This window comes from Vineibacter terrae (assembly GCF_008039615.1).
GTDB lineage: Bacteria > Pseudomonadota > Alphaproteobacteria > Reyranellales > Reyranellaceae > Vineibacter > Vineibacter terrae.
Genome location: NZ_VDUZ01000047.1, coordinates 1 through 20,299, shown reverse-complemented (window position 1 = coordinate 20,299; position 20,299 = coordinate 1). Strand labels below are relative to the sequence as shown.

Genomic DNA, 20,299 nt, shown 5'->3' with positions numbered 1-20,299 from the left:
GGTTCAGAACCAGCTCTGCGGGATCACGATGGTATCGCCCGGGCGCAGCGGTACGTCCTGGCTGGTGTCGCCGCCGCGCATCAGGTCGTCGAGGCGGATGCGCAGTCTGCGCGGCGGCGCGCCGGGCGCGTCGCGGCGGATGATCTCGGCACGGTTGCCGGCGGCATAGCGGGTCAGGCCGCGCGCCTCGATGATGGCGTCAACCACGGTCATGCCCTCGCGATAGGGCAGGGTGCGCGGCTGGGTGGCCTCGCCGATGATGCGCACCTGCTGTGCCGGGGAGCCGACGAAGCTGCGCACCATCACCGTGACAGTGGGGTCGACCACGAATTGCCGCAGCCGCGTGGTGATGTCAGCGGCGAGCTGGGTGGGTGAGCGGCCGGCGGCAACGAGATCGGGCACCAAAGGCAGCGAGATGCGTCCGTCCGGGCGCACCGGCAGGCCGGTCGAGCTCAGCTCGGGGGCGAGATAGACGAAGACATCCAGCGCATCGCCGGGGCCGATCACATATTGGGGCGCGTCCACCCCGGTGGGCACGGCGATGCTGTCGGGCGGCGGCGCGGCGGGGCTGGTGCAACCGGTCGCGGCAAGGGCAAGAACCGTGACGACACAGTTCAAGACGTATGATGACCGCATCGACTCCCCGCAAAGGCAGGCGAATACCGTTCCTGCCCTCTACCCTGGGCGTCAAATCTACTCAGAGTCGTATGCGCAACGCAATGCAGAGAGACCCGGATACGATTGGCTCTTTTGGATTAGATCGTCTGATGGCGTCGGGCTGCCCGTGGCGGTGAACCGTCCCTATGTCATGGCCCAGGAGGACGGCTCCCGGCCGACGCCCTGGCCAGCCTCGCGATGCGGAGCGATCTGCGGGCCACGCTCGGCGCCGCCAACCGGGCGCGCGCCGAGGCCGAATTCACCGAGACGGACGTGGTCGCCGCTTGGGCCGACCTGTTCGCCGGCCTCGGGCGCAGGCGATGGTGGTGCCGGCAGGAAAGCGCAGATGGTGGCGAGGGCGACCCCGCCAAATCATGCTTCATCCGGAGTCAGAAATCCCTTGCGCCGATGGTTCCTCCGAATAACAATGCGTACCCGACCGCTTGCACTTGGCGTGCGCGACCCTTACAGTCCGCTACACAAACAGACTAAGCCGCTCAAGGGCATGAAATGAGACAGTTCACAGGCCGTGGCCCGCGAGCCGACAGCGGGAGCAACCCAACCGAAATCCCGTTCGAGATCAATGGTCAGGAACACACCGCCAGACTGCTTGGTTTTTCACAGGAGGGCGGTTGGCTTGCGACAAGTCACAAACCATCGGTCGGATCATTGATTCGGATTGGTCGGATAGCTGCTCGAGTCGTAGATCATTTTCAGGATGGCGTTGCCATTGAGATCCTGGGCATTGATTCGGATTGGCCGGATAGCCGCTCGAGTCGTAGATCATTTTCAGGACGTCGTTGCCATTGAGATCCTGGCCCTCGAACATGAGGCCAAGAAAACCGCAGCACCGGACGGGAGCGGGCTTGCCGCTATTGGGGCTCGAGCGTCAGCACGCGAAACGATGTGACGGCACGACGGTCCGCGAGGATCGCGCCCGGCACCGGCCGCCTCGAACCGGGACAGCGCATCGTCACGATCAGTGAAGCATTTCGTCAAACTGCGCCGCGGTCTGAGGCGGGGATGTAGGGTGTGCGACGTAATTGTGATGTGCCCACACCGCAGCTTGGGTACGATTACTCACACGTATCTTGCGAAGTATTGCCTTTAGGTGAACCTTCACGGTGGCTTCAGTAATCGAGAACGTGCGGGCAATTTGCTTGTTCGACGCGCCTTTTGTAAGGCACAGCAAGATTTCCATCTCCCGATCGGTAAGCTTTTTGTACACCGGCTCGGTGCTGGGCTTTGAGATCTCGGCCTCAACGCCACCCTTATCGAGGCCAGTGCAGTCTGTGCTCTCGATCGGGAAAGCGTTTCTCGGTGTTGGGAGCACGACGGTTCCCCCCAGCATCACGATGTCAAGTGACGCAAGCAACGCCTCAAGCGAGATTGTTTTTAGGAGATATCCGTTTGCACTCGCAACGAGCAGTGGCCATAGGACTTCGGACGTGTCGATGTCACTTATGACGACAACGCGTGCACTCGCATTTTGCTCTTTCACGCGCCGCACCTGAGCAGGCAAATCGGCCTGGTCGGCATCCGCAACAAGAATGACGAGATCCAGCTCGGCAATTTTCTGCACGAAATCAATTGTTTCAGAAACTGTCTTGACTTGATATGGTGGGTGCAGAGTTCGCTTCAGGCCTTCACGGAACAATGAATTCGGTCCAATCAAGGCGGTGGATATCACTCCTGCGGACAGCCTATGTGCCATTTTAGCTCCCATCCCCGTTAGGCATCTACCCCTCTATCCCCGGTGGAGAGATGCCTACCCACAAAATATCTGAGTAAGTTCACCGTGTAAGCATCATTTTTCTCGGGGAAGAAGAGATGCCTTTGGAACCTCTTTCCCGGCTCCTTGCGACATCTCATTGATTCCATGCGCGATAGCTCTGCCCGTCAGACGGGAGTACTCCATTAGTAGTAATACAAACGCGCAAGAAATTTGCACCGGATTGGTGGGGTAGCGCTCGGGTCGCTGCCATGGCTGCGCCAGGCGCCCATGGGTGTGGTTGTCCTGCAGGTGACACGGGGATGGGCAGGGACGTCTCTCCGGCTGATCGCAGGGGCTCCAGAGGGTGAGGGCTATGAACGGCGAAGTCTGCGCCTGCGGTGCGCACGCCTTGCCGTGCCGGCCGGCGCCTGCCCATGTGCCGTGGATTACCGCTGCCGGAACGCCTGCGTGAACGACTGCACCAGAGGCCCCACCAGATAATCAAAGGCCGTACGTTCGACCGTGGGGATTATCACCTGCGCAGGCATGCCGGCATAGAGCTGGATGTTCTGCAGCTCAGCGAGCTGCTTCTGGTCGACCCGCAGGAGCGCCACGTAGTAGGGCTGGCCCGTCTTCTGGTCAGTGAGCCGGTCGGCCGAGATCTGGATCACGTCGCCGTTGACCATGGGCGTGATGCGCTGCTTGTAGGCCGTCAGGTGGATCTCGGCCCGCATGTTGGGCCGGACGTCGCTGATATCCTCGACCGCGATCTGCGCCTCGACCACCAGCGAGTCCTCGGCCGGCACGATGTCCATGATCTTCTCGCCGCGGCCGATGACGCCGCCGACCGAGAACACATTGAGCCCGACCACGCGGCCGGTGTAGGGCGTGCGGATCTCCATGCGGCTGAGCACCGACTTGGCGCTGCTCAGCTTGGGGATCACCTCCAGCAGCTTGGCCTGGGTATCGCGCAGGTCGCGCGTCACCTCGGTCATGCGGTCGTTCTCGAGCTGGGCGATCTGCTGGCTCTGCTCGGCGATCGCCTGCTTGGCCTTGGCGATGGTGGCCAGCGTATCGGCCGCCTGGCCCTCGAGCTGGATGCCACTGCGCTCCAGTTGCAGATAGCGCGGTCGCGCGATCAGCTTCGTGTCGACCAGCGGCTTGATGTCGTCCATCTCGGCCTTCACTGAGGCGATCTGCGTCTGGTACGACTTCAGCGTCGCCTCGGCGCCGACGATCTGGTACTCCAGCTGGGCGATCTTCTCGCGGATCACCAGGCGGGCGCCTCGCAGCGCCGCGAGCCGGCTGTCGAACTGGTCGACCTGCGCGCTCCAGATCGCCTCGAGGTCAGGGTTGTCGGCGTGGCGTGCCAGGTCGGCCGGCATGCTCATGGCGGTGGCCCGCTTCAGCTCGGCCTTGAGTCGCTCCTCGGTGGCGCGCAGCACCAGAAACTGCTGCGACAGCACCTCGAATTCGGCGCGTGCCTGGGTGTCGTCGAGCAGGACGATGATGTCGCCAACCGTGACCTTGTCGCCTTCCCTGACCCGCAGCTCCTTGACGATGCCGCCATCGAAGTGCTGCACGCTCTTGCGGTTGCCCTCGACCTTGACCACGCCGGTCGCGACAACGGCCCCGCTCAGCGGCGCCGTGAAGGCCCAGTAGCCCAAGCCACCGAAGAACAGCAGCAGCATCAGCCAACCGGCCAGGCATGGGCGCCACATCGAATCGGTGGGCGGTGCCTCGGCCAGCTCGTCCGCCTCCGCGCGCTTGAATTTCGCCGCTGGCGCCATGAAGGTGAGGGCCTTTTCCGTGCCGCCGCCCAAGGGGGGCACGGGGGATGCTGGCGCCATGCGCCCGCGGTCCTTGGCGGGCGTGGGCATCTGCAAGTTTGTCATGGCGAAGCCTCCGCCGTCGCAACGGCGCCACCCGCCGCCGCGACCGGTTTGGCTGCGCCCTGAGGCGGCGCCTTCACCTGCACCGGCCGCGTGAACTGCTTCAGGACCTCGTCGCGCGGCCCGAATGCGGCCATGGTACCGTCCTTCAGCACCAGCACCTTGTCGACCACGTTGAGGCTGGCCGGGCGGTGCGAGATGATCACCACCGTCGTGCCCCACATCTTGAGCTGCTTGATGCACTCTGACAGCGCCACCTCGCCCTCGGCATCGAGATTAGAGTTGGGCTCGTCGAGCACGACCAGGACCGGGCTGCCGTAGACGGCGCGTGCCAGGCCGAGGCGCTGGCGCATGCCGCCCGACAGCACCGCGCCGCCGTCGCCGATCTGCGTGTCGTAGCCATCCGGCAACTGCAGGATCGCGTCGTGCACGCCGGCGCTCTGGGCCGCGTCGATCACCGCCATGTCGTCGCCGTCGCGGAAGCGGCTGATGTTGTTGGCCACGGTGTCGGCAAACAGCTCGATGTCCTGCGGCAGGTAGCCGATGTACGGGCCGACCATGTCGCGCGGCCACTTGCTGACGTCGGCGCCGTCCAGCCGCATCGCGCCGGTCACGGGGGCGACGACGCCGACCAGCAGCCGCGCCAGTGTCGACTTCCCGGCGCCCGAGGGACCGATGATGCCGACAACGTCGTGCGGCTCGATGGTGAAGTCGATCTTGGTCAGGATCAGCCGCGGCGCGCCGCGTATGCCATAGGCCAGACCCTCGGCCTCGACCCGGCCGGACGGCCGGGGCAGGGTGAGCTTGTCGTCGCTCCACGGATTGGCGGCGAGCAGGGCGCGGATGCGCTCGAAGGCGGTGCGGGTCGAGGCCAGCGTGCGCCACTGGCCGACGATCAGCTCAACCGGCTGCAGGGCCCGCCCCAGCAGGATCGAGGCCGCGAACATGGCGCCCATGGTCGCCGAGCGCTCGATCACGAGGTAGGCGCCAAGGCCGAGGATCAGCGACTGCATGGCCAGCCGCAGGAAGCGTGTGATGCCGCCACTGGTGGCCAGGCGATTGGCCACCGCTCCCTGGCGCGCCAGCATGCGGTTGCGGTCGCGGCCCCAGCGCCGCAGCAGGCCGGGCAGCATGCCCATGGCATGCACGACTTCCCAGTTGCGCAGGCTCATCTCGGCGAAGCGGTAGTTGGCGTTGGCCGCCTCGACCGAGCCGGCCAGCGGCTTGCGCGCCAGGCGCTCGGCGATCGCGGTTGTCACCACCAGCACCAGGACGCAGGCCAGGGCGAAGCCGCCCAGCAGCGGGTGCAGCATGAAGATGACGACGACGTAGACCGGCGTCCAAGGCAGGTCGAACAGGGCGTTGATGCCGGTGCCGGAGAAGAACAGCCGCACCGAGTCGAAGTCGCGCAGCGTTTGGCTGCCGACGCCATCGCCGCGGCTGGCCTGGCCGAAGGTCGCCGCCAGCACGCGGGCGCCCAGCAGCCGGTCGAGCCGTACGCCGGCCCGGCCCAGCACCCGGGCCCGCACCATGTCGAGCCCGGCCAGGGTCACAAAGGCGATCAGCAAGGCGATGGTGAGCATCACCAGCGTCGTCTTGCTGGCGCTGGCGATCACCCTGTCATAGACCTGCAACATGTAGAGCGGGGCCGCCAGGTACAGCAGGTTGATGCCCAGGCTGAACAGGCCCGCGGTCGTGAAATACCGGTGGCAGGACCGCAGGGCCTGCGCGAGTTCATCGGGTTTGAGTTTGCGCATTATGCCAATCAAGGCTCCGCTTGCCGGAATATCGACGCCAGCCCGGTAATTTTCGCCCTCTGGAGCGTTTTGCCATAAGGTTGACCATGCCTGGCGTTGGCGAGATGGGCGGCGCTCTCACGAAGCGAGAGTTGCTGCAAGCTCGAGGAAATCCCCGACTCAACCTTTTCTCCCCCGTTCTAAGTGGAAGAGTGGCTGCTTCGATTCGTCGCCAGGCTCTTCTTACAGCAGCAGGAATTCTGAGGTCGTTGCGGTGCCATTAGCCTGGAAGACGCCGATCAGCGTGAGCTCGGCGGCCGAAATCTCGGCGCCCCCGGTGCTTTCAGCATATTGCCAGACGGCAAAGCCGTTTCCATCGGTATCGTTTACGACCAGGAGTGCGTCTTGCCCATTGCTGGACGTGATTGCAAACTCGTTGTTGAATTCTGCTGCCACCGCCGATGCCGATCCCAGGCTGGCGTTGGCTACGCCTTCGTTATTTGCGCCACTGAGATAAAGCGCTTCGGCAGTACTGAGGTTAACAGCCACGTTGTCGTTGTTGATGCCGTTGCCAGAAGCAAAGGTGAAGATATCATTGTTGCCGACGTCGTCAAACAGCGCATTTAGAGCACCCGTGAACTGAACCACATCCACCTGGGCGCTCGTTCCAGTGACATCGAAATTGCTGACCGTGTCGCCATAGTCGCCAGCAGCAGTGAAACGTACGGCATCCCGCACGTTGTCGTCGGATGCACCTACACTGATCGTGTCGGCGCCGCCACCCCCCACGATCGTGTCGGCGCCGCCACCGGCCACGATCGTGTCGGTACCCGTGCCGCCTGTGATGGTATCGGCGTTGCTGCTGCCGGTGATCAGGAAGGCTTCGGTCTGACCCGACAGCGCGATCGTGACGCCAGCCCCGGCCGTCGCCGCCGAGATCGCCTCCACCCCCTGGATCGATCCGTTCGTAGCGCCCAAGGCGTTGAGGTCGGAGGACGTCGACGTCAGGTTGATCGTGTCGCCGGTGCCGGAACCGAGATTGATGGTGCCCGAGCCGATCAGGATTGTATTGAGCTGAGCGCCGGTGAGGGTGATCGAGTCCGTGCCTGCGGTGCCGACGAGGTTTCCGGTGTCGATGCTGCTCAGCGCGGCAAGCGCAAGCTGCGAGATGTTCCCGTTGGCCACAACGTTCAGCGTGTCCGTGCCGCTGACAAGGTTGACGCTGCCCAGGCCGGCCAGCTGCAGTGCCGACAGGGTGACGGTGTCGTTGCCGGTGCTGCCCGTCAAGGCCTCGACGTTCGTCACCGTGCCAACGCTGAAGTCCACCGTCGTGGCATTGGTAAGGACGATGGTGTCGCTGTTGGCGCCGCCATCGATCGACTCACCCGCGGCGAAGACGCCGTTGGCCAGATTGATCGTGTCGTTGCCGGCCCCCGCCACGATCGTGTCGGCGCCGCCACCCGCCACGATCGTGTCGGCACCCGCGCCGCCTGTGATGATATCCGCGAAGCTGCTGCCGGTGATCAGGAAGGCTTCGGTCTGACCCGACAGCGTGATCGTGACGCCAGCCCCGGCCGTCGCCGCCGAGATCGCCTCCACCCCCTGGATCGACGCGTCCGTAACGCCGCCCAAGGTGTTGAGGTCGGAGGACGTCGATGTCAGGTTGATCGTGTCGCCGGTGCCGGAACCGAGATTGATGGTGCCCGCGCCGATCAGGATTGCATCGAGCTGTGCGCCGGTGAGGGTGATCGAGTCCGTGCCTGCGGTGCCGACGAGTTTTGCGGTAGCGATGTTGCTCAGCGCGGCCAGCGCAAGCTGTGAGATGTTCCCGGTGGCCACAACGTTCAGCGTGTCCGTGCCGCTGACAAGGTCGACGCTCCCCAGGCCGGCCAGCTGCAATGCCGACAGCGTGACGGTGTCGTTGCCGGTGCTGCCCGTCAAGGCCTCGACGTTCGTCACCGTGCCAACGCTGAAGTCCACCGTCGTGGCATTGGTAAGGACGATGGTGTCGCTGTTGGCGCCGCCATCGATCGACTCACCCGCGGCGAAGTCGCCGTTGGCCAGATTGATCGTGTCGTTGCCGGCCCCCGCCGCGATCGTGTCGGCACCCGTGCCGCCGAAGATGAAATCCCCCGCTGTGCCGCCCGTAAGGATGTCGCTGCCGCCGAATCCGTATATTGCGGTAGAAGTAGAACCAGCCGTGAAGCTGTCGCCGTTGCTGGTTCCAAGATAGAGACCGATCACATCTGCGGTCGTGCTGCCATCCGTGACCTGGAGGGTGCCCGAAACAGCCGCCACTTGCGACACGGGCGTCAAATTCGTTGTCGCTCCGCTGGTGATCGTTGGGTTGGCAAATAGAGCAGCAAAGGGACTGGCCAATGCCAGTGTCCCGTTATCGGGATCGGTGGCGACGAAGCTGATCTGCGTCCCGGTTATTGCCACACTTGAAACAACCGCCGCGTCGTTGGTGCCCAGAATGTTCACCGTCACCGACGTCGTCGTGCCGTCCGCGCTCGCCACCTGGAAGGTGTCGCTGTAGGTCGTCCCGGCAACGAAGGCGTCGTGGGCCGAGCTCGTCGTGTAGCTCCACACCCCCGCCACATCGATCGCGAAGGTGCCGTAGCTCCCCGCCGTCCCGGCCTGCGCCACGAAGGTTGCCGGGCTGTCGACGTCGCTGATCGCCAGCGTCCCGCCGGTCGTCAGCACCGCGTTGGTTTCGCTGAGGCCCACCGTCGCCGACGACAGCACGGCCGCGTCGTTGGTGCCCAGAATGTTCACCGTCACCGACGTCGTCGTGCCGTCGGCGCTCGCCACCTGGAAGGTGTCGCTGTAGGTCGTCCCGGCAACGAAGGCGTCGTGGGCCGAGCTCGCCGTGTAGCTCCACGCCCCCGCCGCATCGATCGTGAAGGTGCCGTAGCTCCCTGCCGTCCCGGCCTGCGCCACGAAGGTTGCCGGGCTGTCGACATCGCTGATCGTCAGCGTCCCGCCGGTCGTCAGCACCGCGTTGGTTTCGCTGAGGCCCACCGTCGCCGACGACAGCACGGCCGCGTCGTTGGTGCCCAGAATGTTCACCGTCACCGACGTCGTCGTGCCGTCGGCGCTCGCCACCTGGAACGCGTCGCTGTAGGTCGTCCCGGCAACGAACGCATCGTGGGCCGAGCTCGCCGTGTAGCTCCACACCCCCGCCGCATCGATCGCGAAGGTGCCGTAGCTCCCTGCCGTCCCGGCCTGCGCCACGAAGGTTGCCGGGCTGTCGACGTCGCTGATCGCCAGCGTCCCGCCGGTCGTCAGCACAGCGTTGGTTTCGCCGAGGCCCACCGTCGCCGACGACAGCACCGCCGCGTCGTTGGTGCCCAGAATGTTCACCGTCACCGACGTCGTCGTGCCGTCGGCGCTCGCCACCTGGAACGCGTCGCTGTAGGTCGTCCCGGCAACGAAGGCGTCGTGGGCCGAGCTCGCCGTGTAGCTCCACACCCCCGCCGCATCGATCGTGAAGGTGCCGTAGCTCCCCGCCGTCCCGGCCTGCGCCACGAAGGTTGCCGGGCTGTCGACGTCACTGATCGTCAGCGTCCCGCCGGTCGTCAGCACCGCGTTGGTTTCGCTGAGGCCCACCGTCGCCGACGACAGCACCGCCGGAACGGAGGCGGGGACGAACGTGACGTCGGCCCAGTAGTTCGTGGCATTCTGGCTGACGGTCGGGAAGACGCCGGGCGTGCCGGCGGCGAAGACGCCGCTGGCGACACCGGCGGTCAGCACGCCATCGGGCCCGCTGTGGGCGGTGGTGAAGTAGTTGGCGGTGGCGGCGTAGTTCTGCGTGGTGCCGTAGGACACGACGTAGGTCGCGCCGGCCGTGATCGCGATCGGCGCCGAGAGGGTGCCGACCTGCCAGCCCGTCTCACCCACGGTCGAGGTGACGGTGACGGACCCGAGCAGGGTGCCGCTGCCGTTCCAGAGGTTCAGCACGCGTGTGTCGGTGTCGCCGGTGTCTGCCGCGCCGCGGAAGTAGCGCAGCTCGGTGATGCTGCCCGCGGCGTTCGCCGTGAACCTCATGCCGAGCTCGTAGTCGGCCGGGTCGGTTGTCACGGTCGTCGTCGGCTCGTCGGCCAAGCCGAAGACGCTTGAGCCGGTCGTGCCGTTCTCGGCCCGGTCGGTGACGGTGACGGTGATCGCCTGGGTCACCGCCGGCGCGATGCCGTCGCTGACGCTGACGGTCAGGTCGTAGACGTTGTTGGCGCCCGTATCGGCCGGGGCCTCGTAGTCGGGCGCGGCGACGAAGCGCAGCAGGCCGGTCTGGGCGTCGATGGTGAAGCGCGCGGCGTCGGCTCCACCGACGATGGCGTAGGTAAGCGGGTTGGCGTTGGCGTCGGTCGCGGTGATCGTCCGGGCGATCAGCTGGTTCTCGGGCGAGGTGAAGGCGGCGCCCGAGATGAAGACCGGCGCGCTGTTGTTGCCGGTGTCGGGAACGAAGGTGACGTCGGCCCAGTAGTTCGTGGCGTTGTGGCTGGCGGTCGGGAAGACGCCGGGCGTGCCGGCGGCGAAGACGCCGCTGGCGACACCGGCGGTCAGCACGCCGTCAGGCCCCGTGTGGGCGGTGTTGAAGTAGTTGGCGGTAGCGGCGTAGTTCTGCGTGGTGCCGTAGGACACGACGTAGGTCGCGCCGGCCGCGATCGCGATCGGCGCCGAGAGGGCGCCAACCTGCCAGCCCGTTTCACCCGCGGTCGAGGTGACGGTGACGGACCCGAGCAGGGTGCCGTTGCTGCTCCACAGGTTCAGGACGCGTGTGTCGATGTCGCCGGTGTCTGCCGCGCCGCGGAAGTAGCGCAGCTCGGTGATGCTGCCCGCGGCGTTCGCCGTGAACCTCATGCCGAGCTCGTAGTCGGCCGGGTCGGTTGTCACGGTCGTCGTCGGCTCGTCGGCCAAGCCGAAGACGTTCGAGCTGGTACCGTTCTCGGCCCGGTCGGTGACGGTGACGGTGATCGCCTGGGTCACCGCCGGCGCGATGCCGTCGCTGACGCTGACGGTGAGGTCGTAGACGTTGTTGGCGCCCGTATCGGCCGGGGCCTCGTAGTCGGGCGCGGTGACGAAGCGCAGCAGGCCGGTCTGGGCGTCGATGGTGAAGCGCGCGGCGTCGGCTCCACCGACGATGGCGTAGGTAAGCGGGTTGGCGTTGGCGTCGGTCGCGGTGATCGTCCGGGCGATCAGCTGGTTCTCGGGCGAGGTGAAGGCGGCACCCGAGGTAAAGACCGGCGCACTGTTGGGGGCAGGGACGAAGGTGACGTCGGCCCAGTAGTTGGTGGCGTTGTAGGTGTTGGTCGGGAAGGTGCCGGGCGTGCCGGCGGCGAAGACGCCGCTGGCGACACCGGCGGTCAGCACGCCGTCGGGCCCGCTGTGGGCGGTGTTGAAGTAGTTCGCGGTGGCGACGTAGTTCTGCGTGGTGCCGTAGGACACGACGTAGGTCGCGCCGGCCGCGATCGCGATCGGTGTCGAGAGGACGCCGACCTGCCAGTCAAATTCGCCCGCGGCAGAGGTGACGGTGACGGACCCGAGCAGGGCGCCGGCGGCGTTCCACAGGTTCAGGACGCGCGTGTCGATGTCGCTGGCGTCCTCCGCGCCGCGGAAGTAGCGCAGCTCAGTGATGGTGCCCGCGGCGTTCGCCGTGAACCTCATGCCGAGCTCGTAGTCGGTCGGGTCGGTTGTCAGGGTCGTGGTCGGCGCGTCGCTCGGGCCGAAGACGCTCGAGCCGCTGCCGTCCTCGGCCCGGTCGGCAACGGAGACGGTGATCGCCTGGGTCACCGCCGGCGCGATGCCGTCGCTGACGCTGACGGTCAGGTCGTAGACATTGTTGGCGTCTGCGTCGGCCGGGGCCTCGTAGTTCGGCGCGCTGACAAAGCGCAGCAGGCCGGTCTGGGCGTTGATGGTGAAGAGCGCGGCGTCGGCCCCGCCGACGATGGCGTAGGTGAGCGGATTGGCGTTGGCGTCGGTCGCGGTGATCGCACCGGCAGTCAGCCGGTTCTCCGGCGAGGTCAGCGCTGCAGCCGAGGTGAAGACCGGCGCGACGTTGGGGGCGGGGACGAAGGTGACATCGGCCCAGTAGTTCGTGGCGTTGTAGGTGCCGGTCGGAAAGGTGCCGGTCGTGCCGGCGGCGAAGACGCCGCTGGAGACACCGGCGGTCAGCACGCCGTCGGGTCCGCTGTGGGCGGTGCTGAAGTAGTTGGCGGTAGCGGCGTAGTTCTGCGTGGTGCCGTAGGACACGACGTAGGTCGCGCCGGCCGTGATCGCGATCGGCGTCGAGAGGGCGCCGACCTGCCAGCCCGATTCACCCGCCGTCGAGATGACGGTGACGGACTCGAGCAGGGTGCCGCTGCCGTTCCACAGGTTCAGCACGCGCGTGTCGACGTCGCCGGCGTCCGCCGCGCCGCGGAAGTAGCGCAGCTCGGTGATGCTGCCCGCGGCGTTCGCCGCGAACCTCATGCCGAGCTCGTAGTCCGTCGGGTCGGTCGTCACGATCGTTGTCGGCGCGTCGATCGTATCGAAGACGCTCGAGCCGGTCGTGCCGTCCTCAGCCCGGTCAGTCACGGTGACAGTGATCGCCTGGGTCACCGCCGGCGCGATGCCGTCGCTGACGCTGACGGTCAGGTCGTAGACGTTGTCGGCGCCCGTATCGGCCGGGGTCTCGTAGTCGGGCGCGCTGACGAAGCGCAGCAGGCCGGTCTGGGCGTTGATGGTGAAGCGCGCGGCGTCGGCTCCACCGACGATGGCGTAGGTGAGCGGGTTGGCGTCGGGGTCGGTCGCAGTGATCGTGCCGGCGGCCAGACGGTTCTCTGGTGAGGTCAGCGCTGCGGCCGAGGTGATGACCGGGGCCGAGTTCACCGGCGCGTTGACGGCGTCGAAGGTGATGTCGACCCAGTAGTTGGCGCTATTGTACGACTGCGACGGCATGACCGGCGTGCCGCTGCCGTAGATGAAGACGCCGTTGGTGCCACCGACTCCGTCCTGGACGACGCGCACGACGCCGCCCTGGCCCCAGAAGGAATTGTTGTCGAGACCATCGAAGGCAACGTCGTTCGCATCGACGAAGTAGTTGTTCGTCGACACGTAATGGTCGTTGGTACGATAGGAGACGATGTATTGCGTCCCCGCCGTCAGGGTGACGGGCGACGACAGGCTGGCAACCTGCCAGCCTGCCTGGCCCGGGCCCGAGGTGAAGGTCACGGTGCCGAGCAGGGTACCGTCGGCGCGCCAGAGATGGCCCTCGCGCACGTCGGTGTCGTTGGCGTCGCCGCTGCCGCGCCAGTACCTGAGGTCGGTCACGCTGCCGACGCGGTCGACGGCGAAGCGCATGCCGAGCTCGATCGTCGTCCCATCGTTGTTCAGGGACGGCGAGCCTGGCGTGCGGCCGCTGAAGGCGCTGAAGGTGGTCGGGGCCGTGATGGTGACGGCCTCGCTGCCCGGGGTGATGTTGTAGACGTTCAGACTGTCGTCGATTGCGCGGGCCTCGATCGTTGCGGCGCCCTGGCTCGTCGGAAACCAGTAGAAGCTCCAGGTCGCCCAGTCGTCGGCGGAGCTCGCAACCTTCCAGGTGGCGCCGCCGTCAACGGAGACCTCGACCACGGCCACCTTGCCATCGGTCGTCAGCGGGTTGCCGTCAATGTCCGTCGCCGTGCCTGTGATCGTCACGGCCGAGAGCGCCTCGATCGTGTCGGGCAGGTTGTTGATCGAGGCCACCGCGGGCGTGGTGTCGGTCGACGCGCTGGCGCGCTTCAGCCCCTGCGAGATCAGGAAGGCGTCGGCCACCCCCGGCTGGATCCCCATGTCCGCGAACATGTTGATCACGAACTGCTGGATGCCGACATTCTCGATGTCGGCACCGTAGGGCGAGCTGTCATGCTCGTTGCTGAGCGCCCAGGTCCAGAAGGTGGTGCCGGCGCCGAAGACCAAGGAGCCGCTCTCGGTGCGATAGAGCGACAGGGTATGCGTCGCCACGCCCGGGGCGACGGTATTGCCCTGGTCGACCAGGATGCCGTCCCAGGGCAGCGTCGTCTCGGAGAGCTTGATGAGGCCAGCGGGACGCATGATGTCGTTGGTTGAGACGTCCCACTCGTAGCCGATGATGCCCGGCGCAATGTCGAGCTGGCCGCCGTTGGCGGCGGGGGTGTCGCGCCAGACGCGCAGGCTGCCGTAGTTCGACGGCACGTCGAGGGCGCCGCCGAACTGACCGGTGCCGTCGGGGCCGAACAGCTGGCCGGTGAGCTGGTTCTGGGCGCAGTGGCAGGCCGGGTTGAGGCCGGTGATCGGGTTCACGTCCTGCGGGTTGCCGCCGCCGGCGAGCGGGTTGCCGTGGAAGCGGGTGTCCATCCACGTCCCGGTCCAGGTATCGCTCGGATCGAGGTTGTAATAGTCCTGCGGGCCGGCGTTGGGGTCGGCGACCGCGAGCGTCTCCTTGTAGCAGACGAGCGTGCGGTAGGCCGTGCCGTCGGCGCTGTAGGCGACGTCCCAGCGGGTCTTCCAGTAGACTTCGTTGCCGCTCCAGAAGAGCAGGTTCACGCCGGAATCGCGCGCTTCCTCGACATTCGCGCGCTGGCCGCCCGACCAGTATTCGTCATGGCCGACCGAGATGAACGCGTTGTAGTTCTTGAGGTAGTCGGCGCCGAGCCGGTCGGTGTCGACGCCCGAGATGTAGGAGACGTCGTATCCCTCCTTCTCGAGCCAATAGATCGCCGCATAGTCGGCGCCGAACAGGTAGTCTTGCGGGCCCGAGGCCTGGCCTGTGCTATCTCGGGTGATGAAAGGGCGATTGTAGCTGACCGCGTAGGCGCGGTCCTGCGCGATGTTGCCGGCCCCCGGGATCGGGTCCCAGTTGATGCTGTCGTTCTTGTCGCCGTAGAGGTTGGCGCCGACCACGCCGTTGTTGCCGCCCCAGGCATTGTAGGCCTGCCAGGTCGTGTCGGAGGTCTGCAGGACGATGTCGTGCTGCTCGCCATCGTTGCGCACGATGAAGGGGACCTGGTTGACGGCGCCGTCGATCGGGTTGCCGTTCGAATCGAGGCGCTGCAGACGGGCAAGGTAGACGCCGGAGACGGCGTCGGACGGCACATTCCAGCCGTCGGTGACCGACCAATTGCCGGCGTCGACCGTGCCGGTTGCGGCGTTGACGAGCGCGTTCGGCTGAACCGTGGCGTTGGTGTTCGTCCACTGGGCAACCTCGCGGGCGCCGCTACCGCCGTAATAGCCGAGACGGAAGATTTCGACCTTGTAGTCGCTGCCCGCGCCGCCATTGACATTGATCTTGAAGTCAACGCGCGTGCCGGCGTTGACGCTCATGTCAGTGGCGAAACCTTCGATCTGCGTGCTGTGCTCTACGTCCCAGTAGGAGCGATCGGTACGACCCTCGAGGATCGCATTTTCTTGGATAATCTCGTTCATGCGCCCTCGCACACGCGAATTGGCGAGGGCAGAGTCCCCACGTCACTCCACAGCGAAAGCAGGCCTCCTGCCGTCGCCACCCCCTCACCCTGCGGGTAAGTGCATATTGCCTCACGCCCACCAGCTACGAAATCCCGAGTCAGGCGGCCATTCGTGGTAACCCCTCTTAGGTGACGGACGAAAACAATGTCCGCGCGCGCAAAATTCATTCAAGGCATTGTTCTCGTGCAGCACGACCGATCGGGAATGGCCAAGCGAGGATTTCAACCGCCTCCCGTCAACGGGATTCACGGTCACTGCCGGTATTCGCGTCGCCTGCGGCGGCAAACCTGGCTTGAAGATTGCGCCCCGGGGCAACCGGCATCCGGGGGCACGATACGAGACATGCTTCAAGCGCCGTCGTTGTCGCCGCGCGATCCATGCCGGTTCCGATGAAGACGAGCTCCTGCCGACGGTCGCCGAACGGGGCACGCCAGTTCGCGTGGATCCGGGCGACGGCCTCGGTGCCGGTCGGCCAGTCCTTCTGCGGGGTCGCCGCCCACCAGCGGCCGAGGGGGCGGATATCCGTCAGGCCGCCGGCGACGCTGTACTCGAAGATCACATTGGGGTCGGCTTCGACCCAGAACCAGCCCTTGGCGCGCAGAACTCCCGGCATGGCGCCGGCGAGGACGGCGTGGATCCGGCGGGCGTCGAACGGCAGGCGGGCACGCCAGACGAACGATTCGATGCCGTATTCTTCGGCTTCTGGGACGTGGTCCTTGTAGCCGTTCAGCTCCTGGACCCACAGCGGGCGGGTACGAGCCTTCTCGAAGTCGAAGTGGCCGGTGTGGAAGACGTCCGTCAGCGGAACGTCGCAGAAGTCGGTCTCGATCAGACGCGCGCCGGGGTTGAGGCTGCGGATGATGCGGCGGGCGTCGGTCAGCCGCTGGGGGTCTGCGGCGGTCACCTTGTTGAGGACGATGACGTCGGCGAACTCGATCTGGTCGACGAGGAGCTCGACCAGGGTACGCTGGTCCTCGGCGTCGCGCTGCTCGCCGCGGTCGCGGAGGAAGTCGTGGCTGGCGAAGTCGCGGGTGAGATTGGCCGCATCGACCACGGTCAGCATCGTGTCGAGCCGGGCGACATCGGAGAGGCTGATGCCGGCGGCGTCGCGGAAGTCGAAGGTGGCAGCAACGGGCAGCGGCTCGGAGATGCCGGTCGACTCGACGAGCAGGTAGTCGAAGCGGCCGTCGGCGGCGAGGCGGCGTACCTCGGTCAGGAGGTCGCCACGGAGGGTGCAGCAGATGCAGCCGTTGGTCATCTCGACCAAGGTCTCGTCGCGATGCAGCACCTCGGGACCCTCGGAGCGCACGCGCTCGGCGTCGATGTTCACCTCGGACATGTCGTTGACGATGACGGCGATCCGCATCCCCTCGCGGTTGCGGAGCGCATGGTTGAGGAGCGTCGTCTTGCCGGAGCCGAGGAAGCCGGAGAGAATGGTGACGGGCAGCTTGGTCGGCATGGCTCTCACGCTTTCGTCCGCGGAAGCTATACTGGTGATGGAAGCCGCGCCAGCCGCGTCCTTCGTAGTGTCCGGACCCGACTGCCTCGGATCTGTGGATTGCGGCGCCCGGACACCGCACCCGAGAGGTGAGACTGACAGCTCTTTCTTTGTCCGCAAGAGAGTGGCTATTGAATGCTCAGTTCGTCAACCCGGATGACAAGGTCGAGCAACTCGTCCAGTCCGCCGCAGCGGTCCAGCAGCAAGGTGATCAGCGCGATGCTGACCTCGTGGCTTTCCATGGGTGAGATGACACAGCCCTGCTCGTCGGCGTCGCGATCTGAAACGATGAGGATGTAGGTGCCGGAAAGTTGGGTCAGGCTGGCTTCAATCTGGGTACGGTTAATCAAGTTTTGCCCCCCTCGTTGCTGCAATTTGCTCCGGGACGGTCATCATCATATCCACGCGTGAATCGAGAAGTGATTCAAGGCCGCGAAGTGGGGTAGTACTACTGAGTCACAAATTCCCACGATATTTGTCGCGTGATGGTCGCTGCACAGCACGGGCATCGTGTCAAAGTGGCGACGAGCGCGACGGTGAGACGGCGCCGCACGGTGGCGATGGAATTGGGCATGTGGCCCAACCGGCCGCAGCGGGGAACGGGGTGTGCTGCGACCGGCCAGTCGAGTGCACGCGAGCCGCCGGGGTGTCGTCCGCATGCGCGACCTAGCCCTGGAGGCCCTCCGGGGTCGGGATGACTTCAAGGCTGACGGATGCTAGGCAGCGTTGCTTGTCAAGCCTCCGGCGATTCCGGTTATCCCTCGTCGGGGGTATAAAACCCAAAGCGCGCTTACGGAATGCGCGCGGATCACGTCGCACGCTGTCGGCTGCATCGATCGCGCATCCATCAGCCGGCACCGCTTTCTTCAGCCCCACGGGCTGCCGGCATCGACGACGGCCTTTCCGAAGAAGCCCATGTCACGGGAGAGACTAATCGGAACGCCGAGTTCACGCGTTGCACCTTGGAACATTGCAGCGGCCATGGTGCCGGCGATGCACTTGGACCCGCCTCCATCTGTGGTGAGCGCCGAGTGGACGCTCCACCTTTGCATCCGGCTTGAAGCGCGCCCGAGGGGTCGTGAAATGATGACGCTGGTCGACCGCGTTGACGAATGCTTCGGAGACCGCTGGCCCTCAGGTGAACAGCAAACGTCGCCCATCCGGCCGCCACTGTGGTGGGCTTCTTTTTGGCGATCATTAGTATTGCTGAGGTTCTTTGCCCTGCGACCAGGACGACTTTGTTGCGAGATCCGGGTTGGCGGCAGCGACACCCGACAAGATTGCTTCCGTCGACGCCCACGAAATCCTGGTTTGAACAATGCGTTCCCAGCTAGGAGCGACATCTCCTTTTCTGGAACGCCGCAACAAGGCAAACGGGGTCGATGGTGAATACGCCTTTCGTGTTAGTTGGCCAACGCAAGCTTGGCAAGTTGTCGCACTAGGGGTAATCTTAATATTGGCCGTGAGCACCGGGGGGGTCTGCAATGGCACAGCGACTATCAACGGCCCTGATCGGGCCGAACTCGTTGTTTCGAGAAGGCTTGCGGAGCGTGCTTCATCCGACACTTTATCAACTGAAAGGGGTATCGGAAGCGATTGAGACAGTGCAGAAAACCATCGATCTGGATTTGATCATCCTGATCGCCAGCGCGGATGAAGCCACCTTGCCCGAGCAAGTGCAGCGCGCGAAACAAGAAAGTCCCAACGCACGAGTGGTTGTCGTGAGCGACATTGATCGCTTGGAGATGATTCAGCAGCTGCGAGGTGCAGGGGCAGATGGCTGCATTTTAAGGACAGTATCGTCCGAGGCATTACTTGCATCGCTTGATGTTGTGATGCTTGGAGGGGCCGTCGTGCCACCAATGCCCAAAATTGGGTCATCGCTTGAAAGCAGACAGCTTGTAAGCATCGATCAGGCTACTGTTTTGAAGTTTCAGGATCCGGTCGCCGATTCAAGCTGCAAGAGACTTTCCGATCGGGAAACGGACATTCTACTGTGCCTTATGAAGGGCGAATCGAACAAGATCATTGCCCGCAGGTACGACATCGCCGAAGCTACCGTGAAGGTTCATCTCAAGGCGATACTTCGAAAGATACGCGTAAGAAACCGCACGCAAGCTGCTGTATGGGCATATAATAATCAGCAGGTGCTTCCTGCACGGTCGCCCAGTGACGGGCACGTTGGTCCAGCCGGGGCTGACGGAGGCAGAATCCCTCTGGACGCGGTTTGGCAGGGAAAAACGCACCTGGTATCCTGATCAGGGTATCGAGATCAGGCATTGCCTCTGTTCGGCCGGCCAGAGCGGACGCGATCTCCGGCCGAGCCCAGACCTTCAGCACAGACGACCGATGAAGCTCACTACCGAGCCAGTCGGGAAGCGGTACGTTACGTCAATCCTCGATGTCTATGAAATCGATTGCGATCCCGTCTGGCAAATGACCGACAACGCGGGCGGTGATGCGGCCGATCCGGATCAATGACCCGATCGGCGGTTCGTGATCGGTCGCGAGCCTTCCTCCTTCCGGAGAAAGACTGACCAGTCTGGCAGCGTATTCCTGGCCATCGATTTCGAAAGGGGTCTCGGCCTGGGGAGCGGTCGTGTTGGTCTTGCTGGTGGTGAGGGGACTGCGGCCCGCAATCTCTCTCAACTCCGCCAACAGTTTTTCATTTCGTACGAGACGCGATGCCAGTGGTGAAGTGCTTCTCGAGTTACTTGCTTTCATTTGGTATAGCTCCCAACTCAAGATTTCTCGATGCTAACCGATTCACGTAATTTCACATTTGAAACTCTATCACATAACACTGATATAGCTCTTGCGGGGCAATTGGCAGGTCAATTTTACAGCCAAAATAGAAGAGTTCTAAATCTGACAGGAGACGTGGCAGGGCAATTGGAGCCTCCAGCCGACTGAATCGGCGCGATTGTTGCGAACTTTTTTCTTGGCCTGGTGACGGGGGCCTGACCGGCCGAATCGCAGAGGGGCGACCCACCGTGGGAGCTGCTTGGTGCGCGCATGTCCGGCTGCGAAGGCACGCCCCTGCTGCGGCACAGTCATCCGGAGCCTGGTGCTGGGATCGCAGGTCGCTGATACATCCGTCATTCCGAGCGCAGCGAGGGATCTCCTGCGTGGGGCGCACGGTGCGCCACTCACAGGAGATCCCTCGCTGCGCCCGGGATGACAGTCGCGACTCGCCTTCAACCGTCGGTGCTAGGGCCTGTTTTCAAACCGAGTCACATCTCACTTGTCACTCGGAATGAAATTTGATTCAAAGCTGTTCTTTGCGTGAGTTGCAGCAATGAACAGGCGGCCGCTGAGTGATGAGCAATGGTCGGTG

Annotated in this window: 9 protein-coding genes; 1 reads left to right on the top strand and 8 read right to left on the bottom strand. The window is 64.7% G+C overall.

All coding sequences use genetic code 11. The features are described 5' to 3' along the window. Window positions 1–3: 3 nt before the first annotated feature. The 7 genes from FHP25_RS31190 to FHP25_RS31155 all read right to left on the bottom strand — a co-directional run bounded on the left by FHP25_RS31190 (window position 4) and on the right by FHP25_RS31155 (window position 17,312). Window positions 4–636: an XrtA/PEP-CTERM system exopolysaccharide export protein gene (locus FHP25_RS31190; RefSeq protein WP_147850904.1), complete on the bottom strand. Its 633-nt coding sequence runs from the start codon at window positions 634–636 to the stop codon at window positions 4–6. Window positions 637–1,636: 1,000 nt separating this feature from the next. Further along, complete coding sequence (locus tag FHP25_RS31180) at window positions 1,637–2,371, bottom strand: LuxR C-terminal-related transcriptional regulator (RefSeq protein WP_178133915.1); 735 nt, start codon at window positions 2,369–2,371, stop codon at window positions 1,637–1,639. A gap of 446 nt (window positions 2,372–2,817) precedes the next feature. After that, a complete protein-coding gene (locus FHP25_RS31175; protein ID WP_218578736.1) occupies window positions 2,818–4,266 on the bottom strand; it encodes an HlyD family type I secretion periplasmic adaptor subunit in 1,449 nt (482 codons plus the stop codon). Then, window positions 4,263–6,020, bottom strand: a complete 1,758-nt coding sequence (locus FHP25_RS31170; RefSeq protein ID WP_147850901.1) for a type I secretion system permease/ATPase — start codon at window positions 6,018–6,020, stop codon at window positions 4,263–4,265. Before FHP25_RS31170 ends, FHP25_RS31175 begins: the two co-directional genes overlap by 4 nt. Window positions 6,021–6,242: 222 nt before the next feature. Next, complete coding sequence (locus FHP25_RS31165; RefSeq protein ID WP_147850900.1) at window positions 6,243–15,422, bottom strand: DUF4082 domain-containing protein; 9,180 nt, start codon at window positions 15,420–15,422, stop codon at window positions 6,243–6,245. A gap of 277 nt (window positions 15,423–15,699) precedes the next feature. Next, entirely contained in the window at window positions 15,700–16,923 is a 1,224-nt protein-coding gene (locus FHP25_RS31160; protein ID WP_147850899.1) for a GTP-binding protein, read from the bottom strand. A 167-nt stretch (window positions 16,924–17,090) separates the two neighbouring features. After that, window positions 17,091–17,312: a hypothetical protein gene (locus FHP25_RS31155; protein ID WP_147850898.1), complete on the bottom strand. Its 222-nt coding sequence runs from the start codon at window positions 17,310–17,312 to the stop codon at window positions 17,091–17,093. A gap of 1,134 nt (window positions 17,313–18,446) precedes the next feature. On the opposite strand from FHP25_RS31155, the gene FHP25_RS31150 reads away from it, so the two are divergent. Next, window positions 18,447–19,220 carry a LuxR C-terminal-related transcriptional regulator gene (locus FHP25_RS31150; protein WP_147850897.1) on the top strand — a complete coding sequence of 258 codons (774 nt, stop codon included), beginning with the start codon at window positions 18,447–18,449 and terminating at the stop codon, window positions 19,218–19,220. A gap of 133 nt (window positions 19,221–19,353) precedes the next feature. Here the strand turns inward: FHP25_RS31150 and FHP25_RS31145 are convergent, their stop codons facing one another. Further along, entirely contained in the window at window positions 19,354–19,686 is a 333-nt protein-coding gene (locus FHP25_RS31145) for a hypothetical protein (RefSeq protein WP_147850896.1), read from the bottom strand. Window positions 19,687–20,299: the final 613 nt, after the last annotated feature.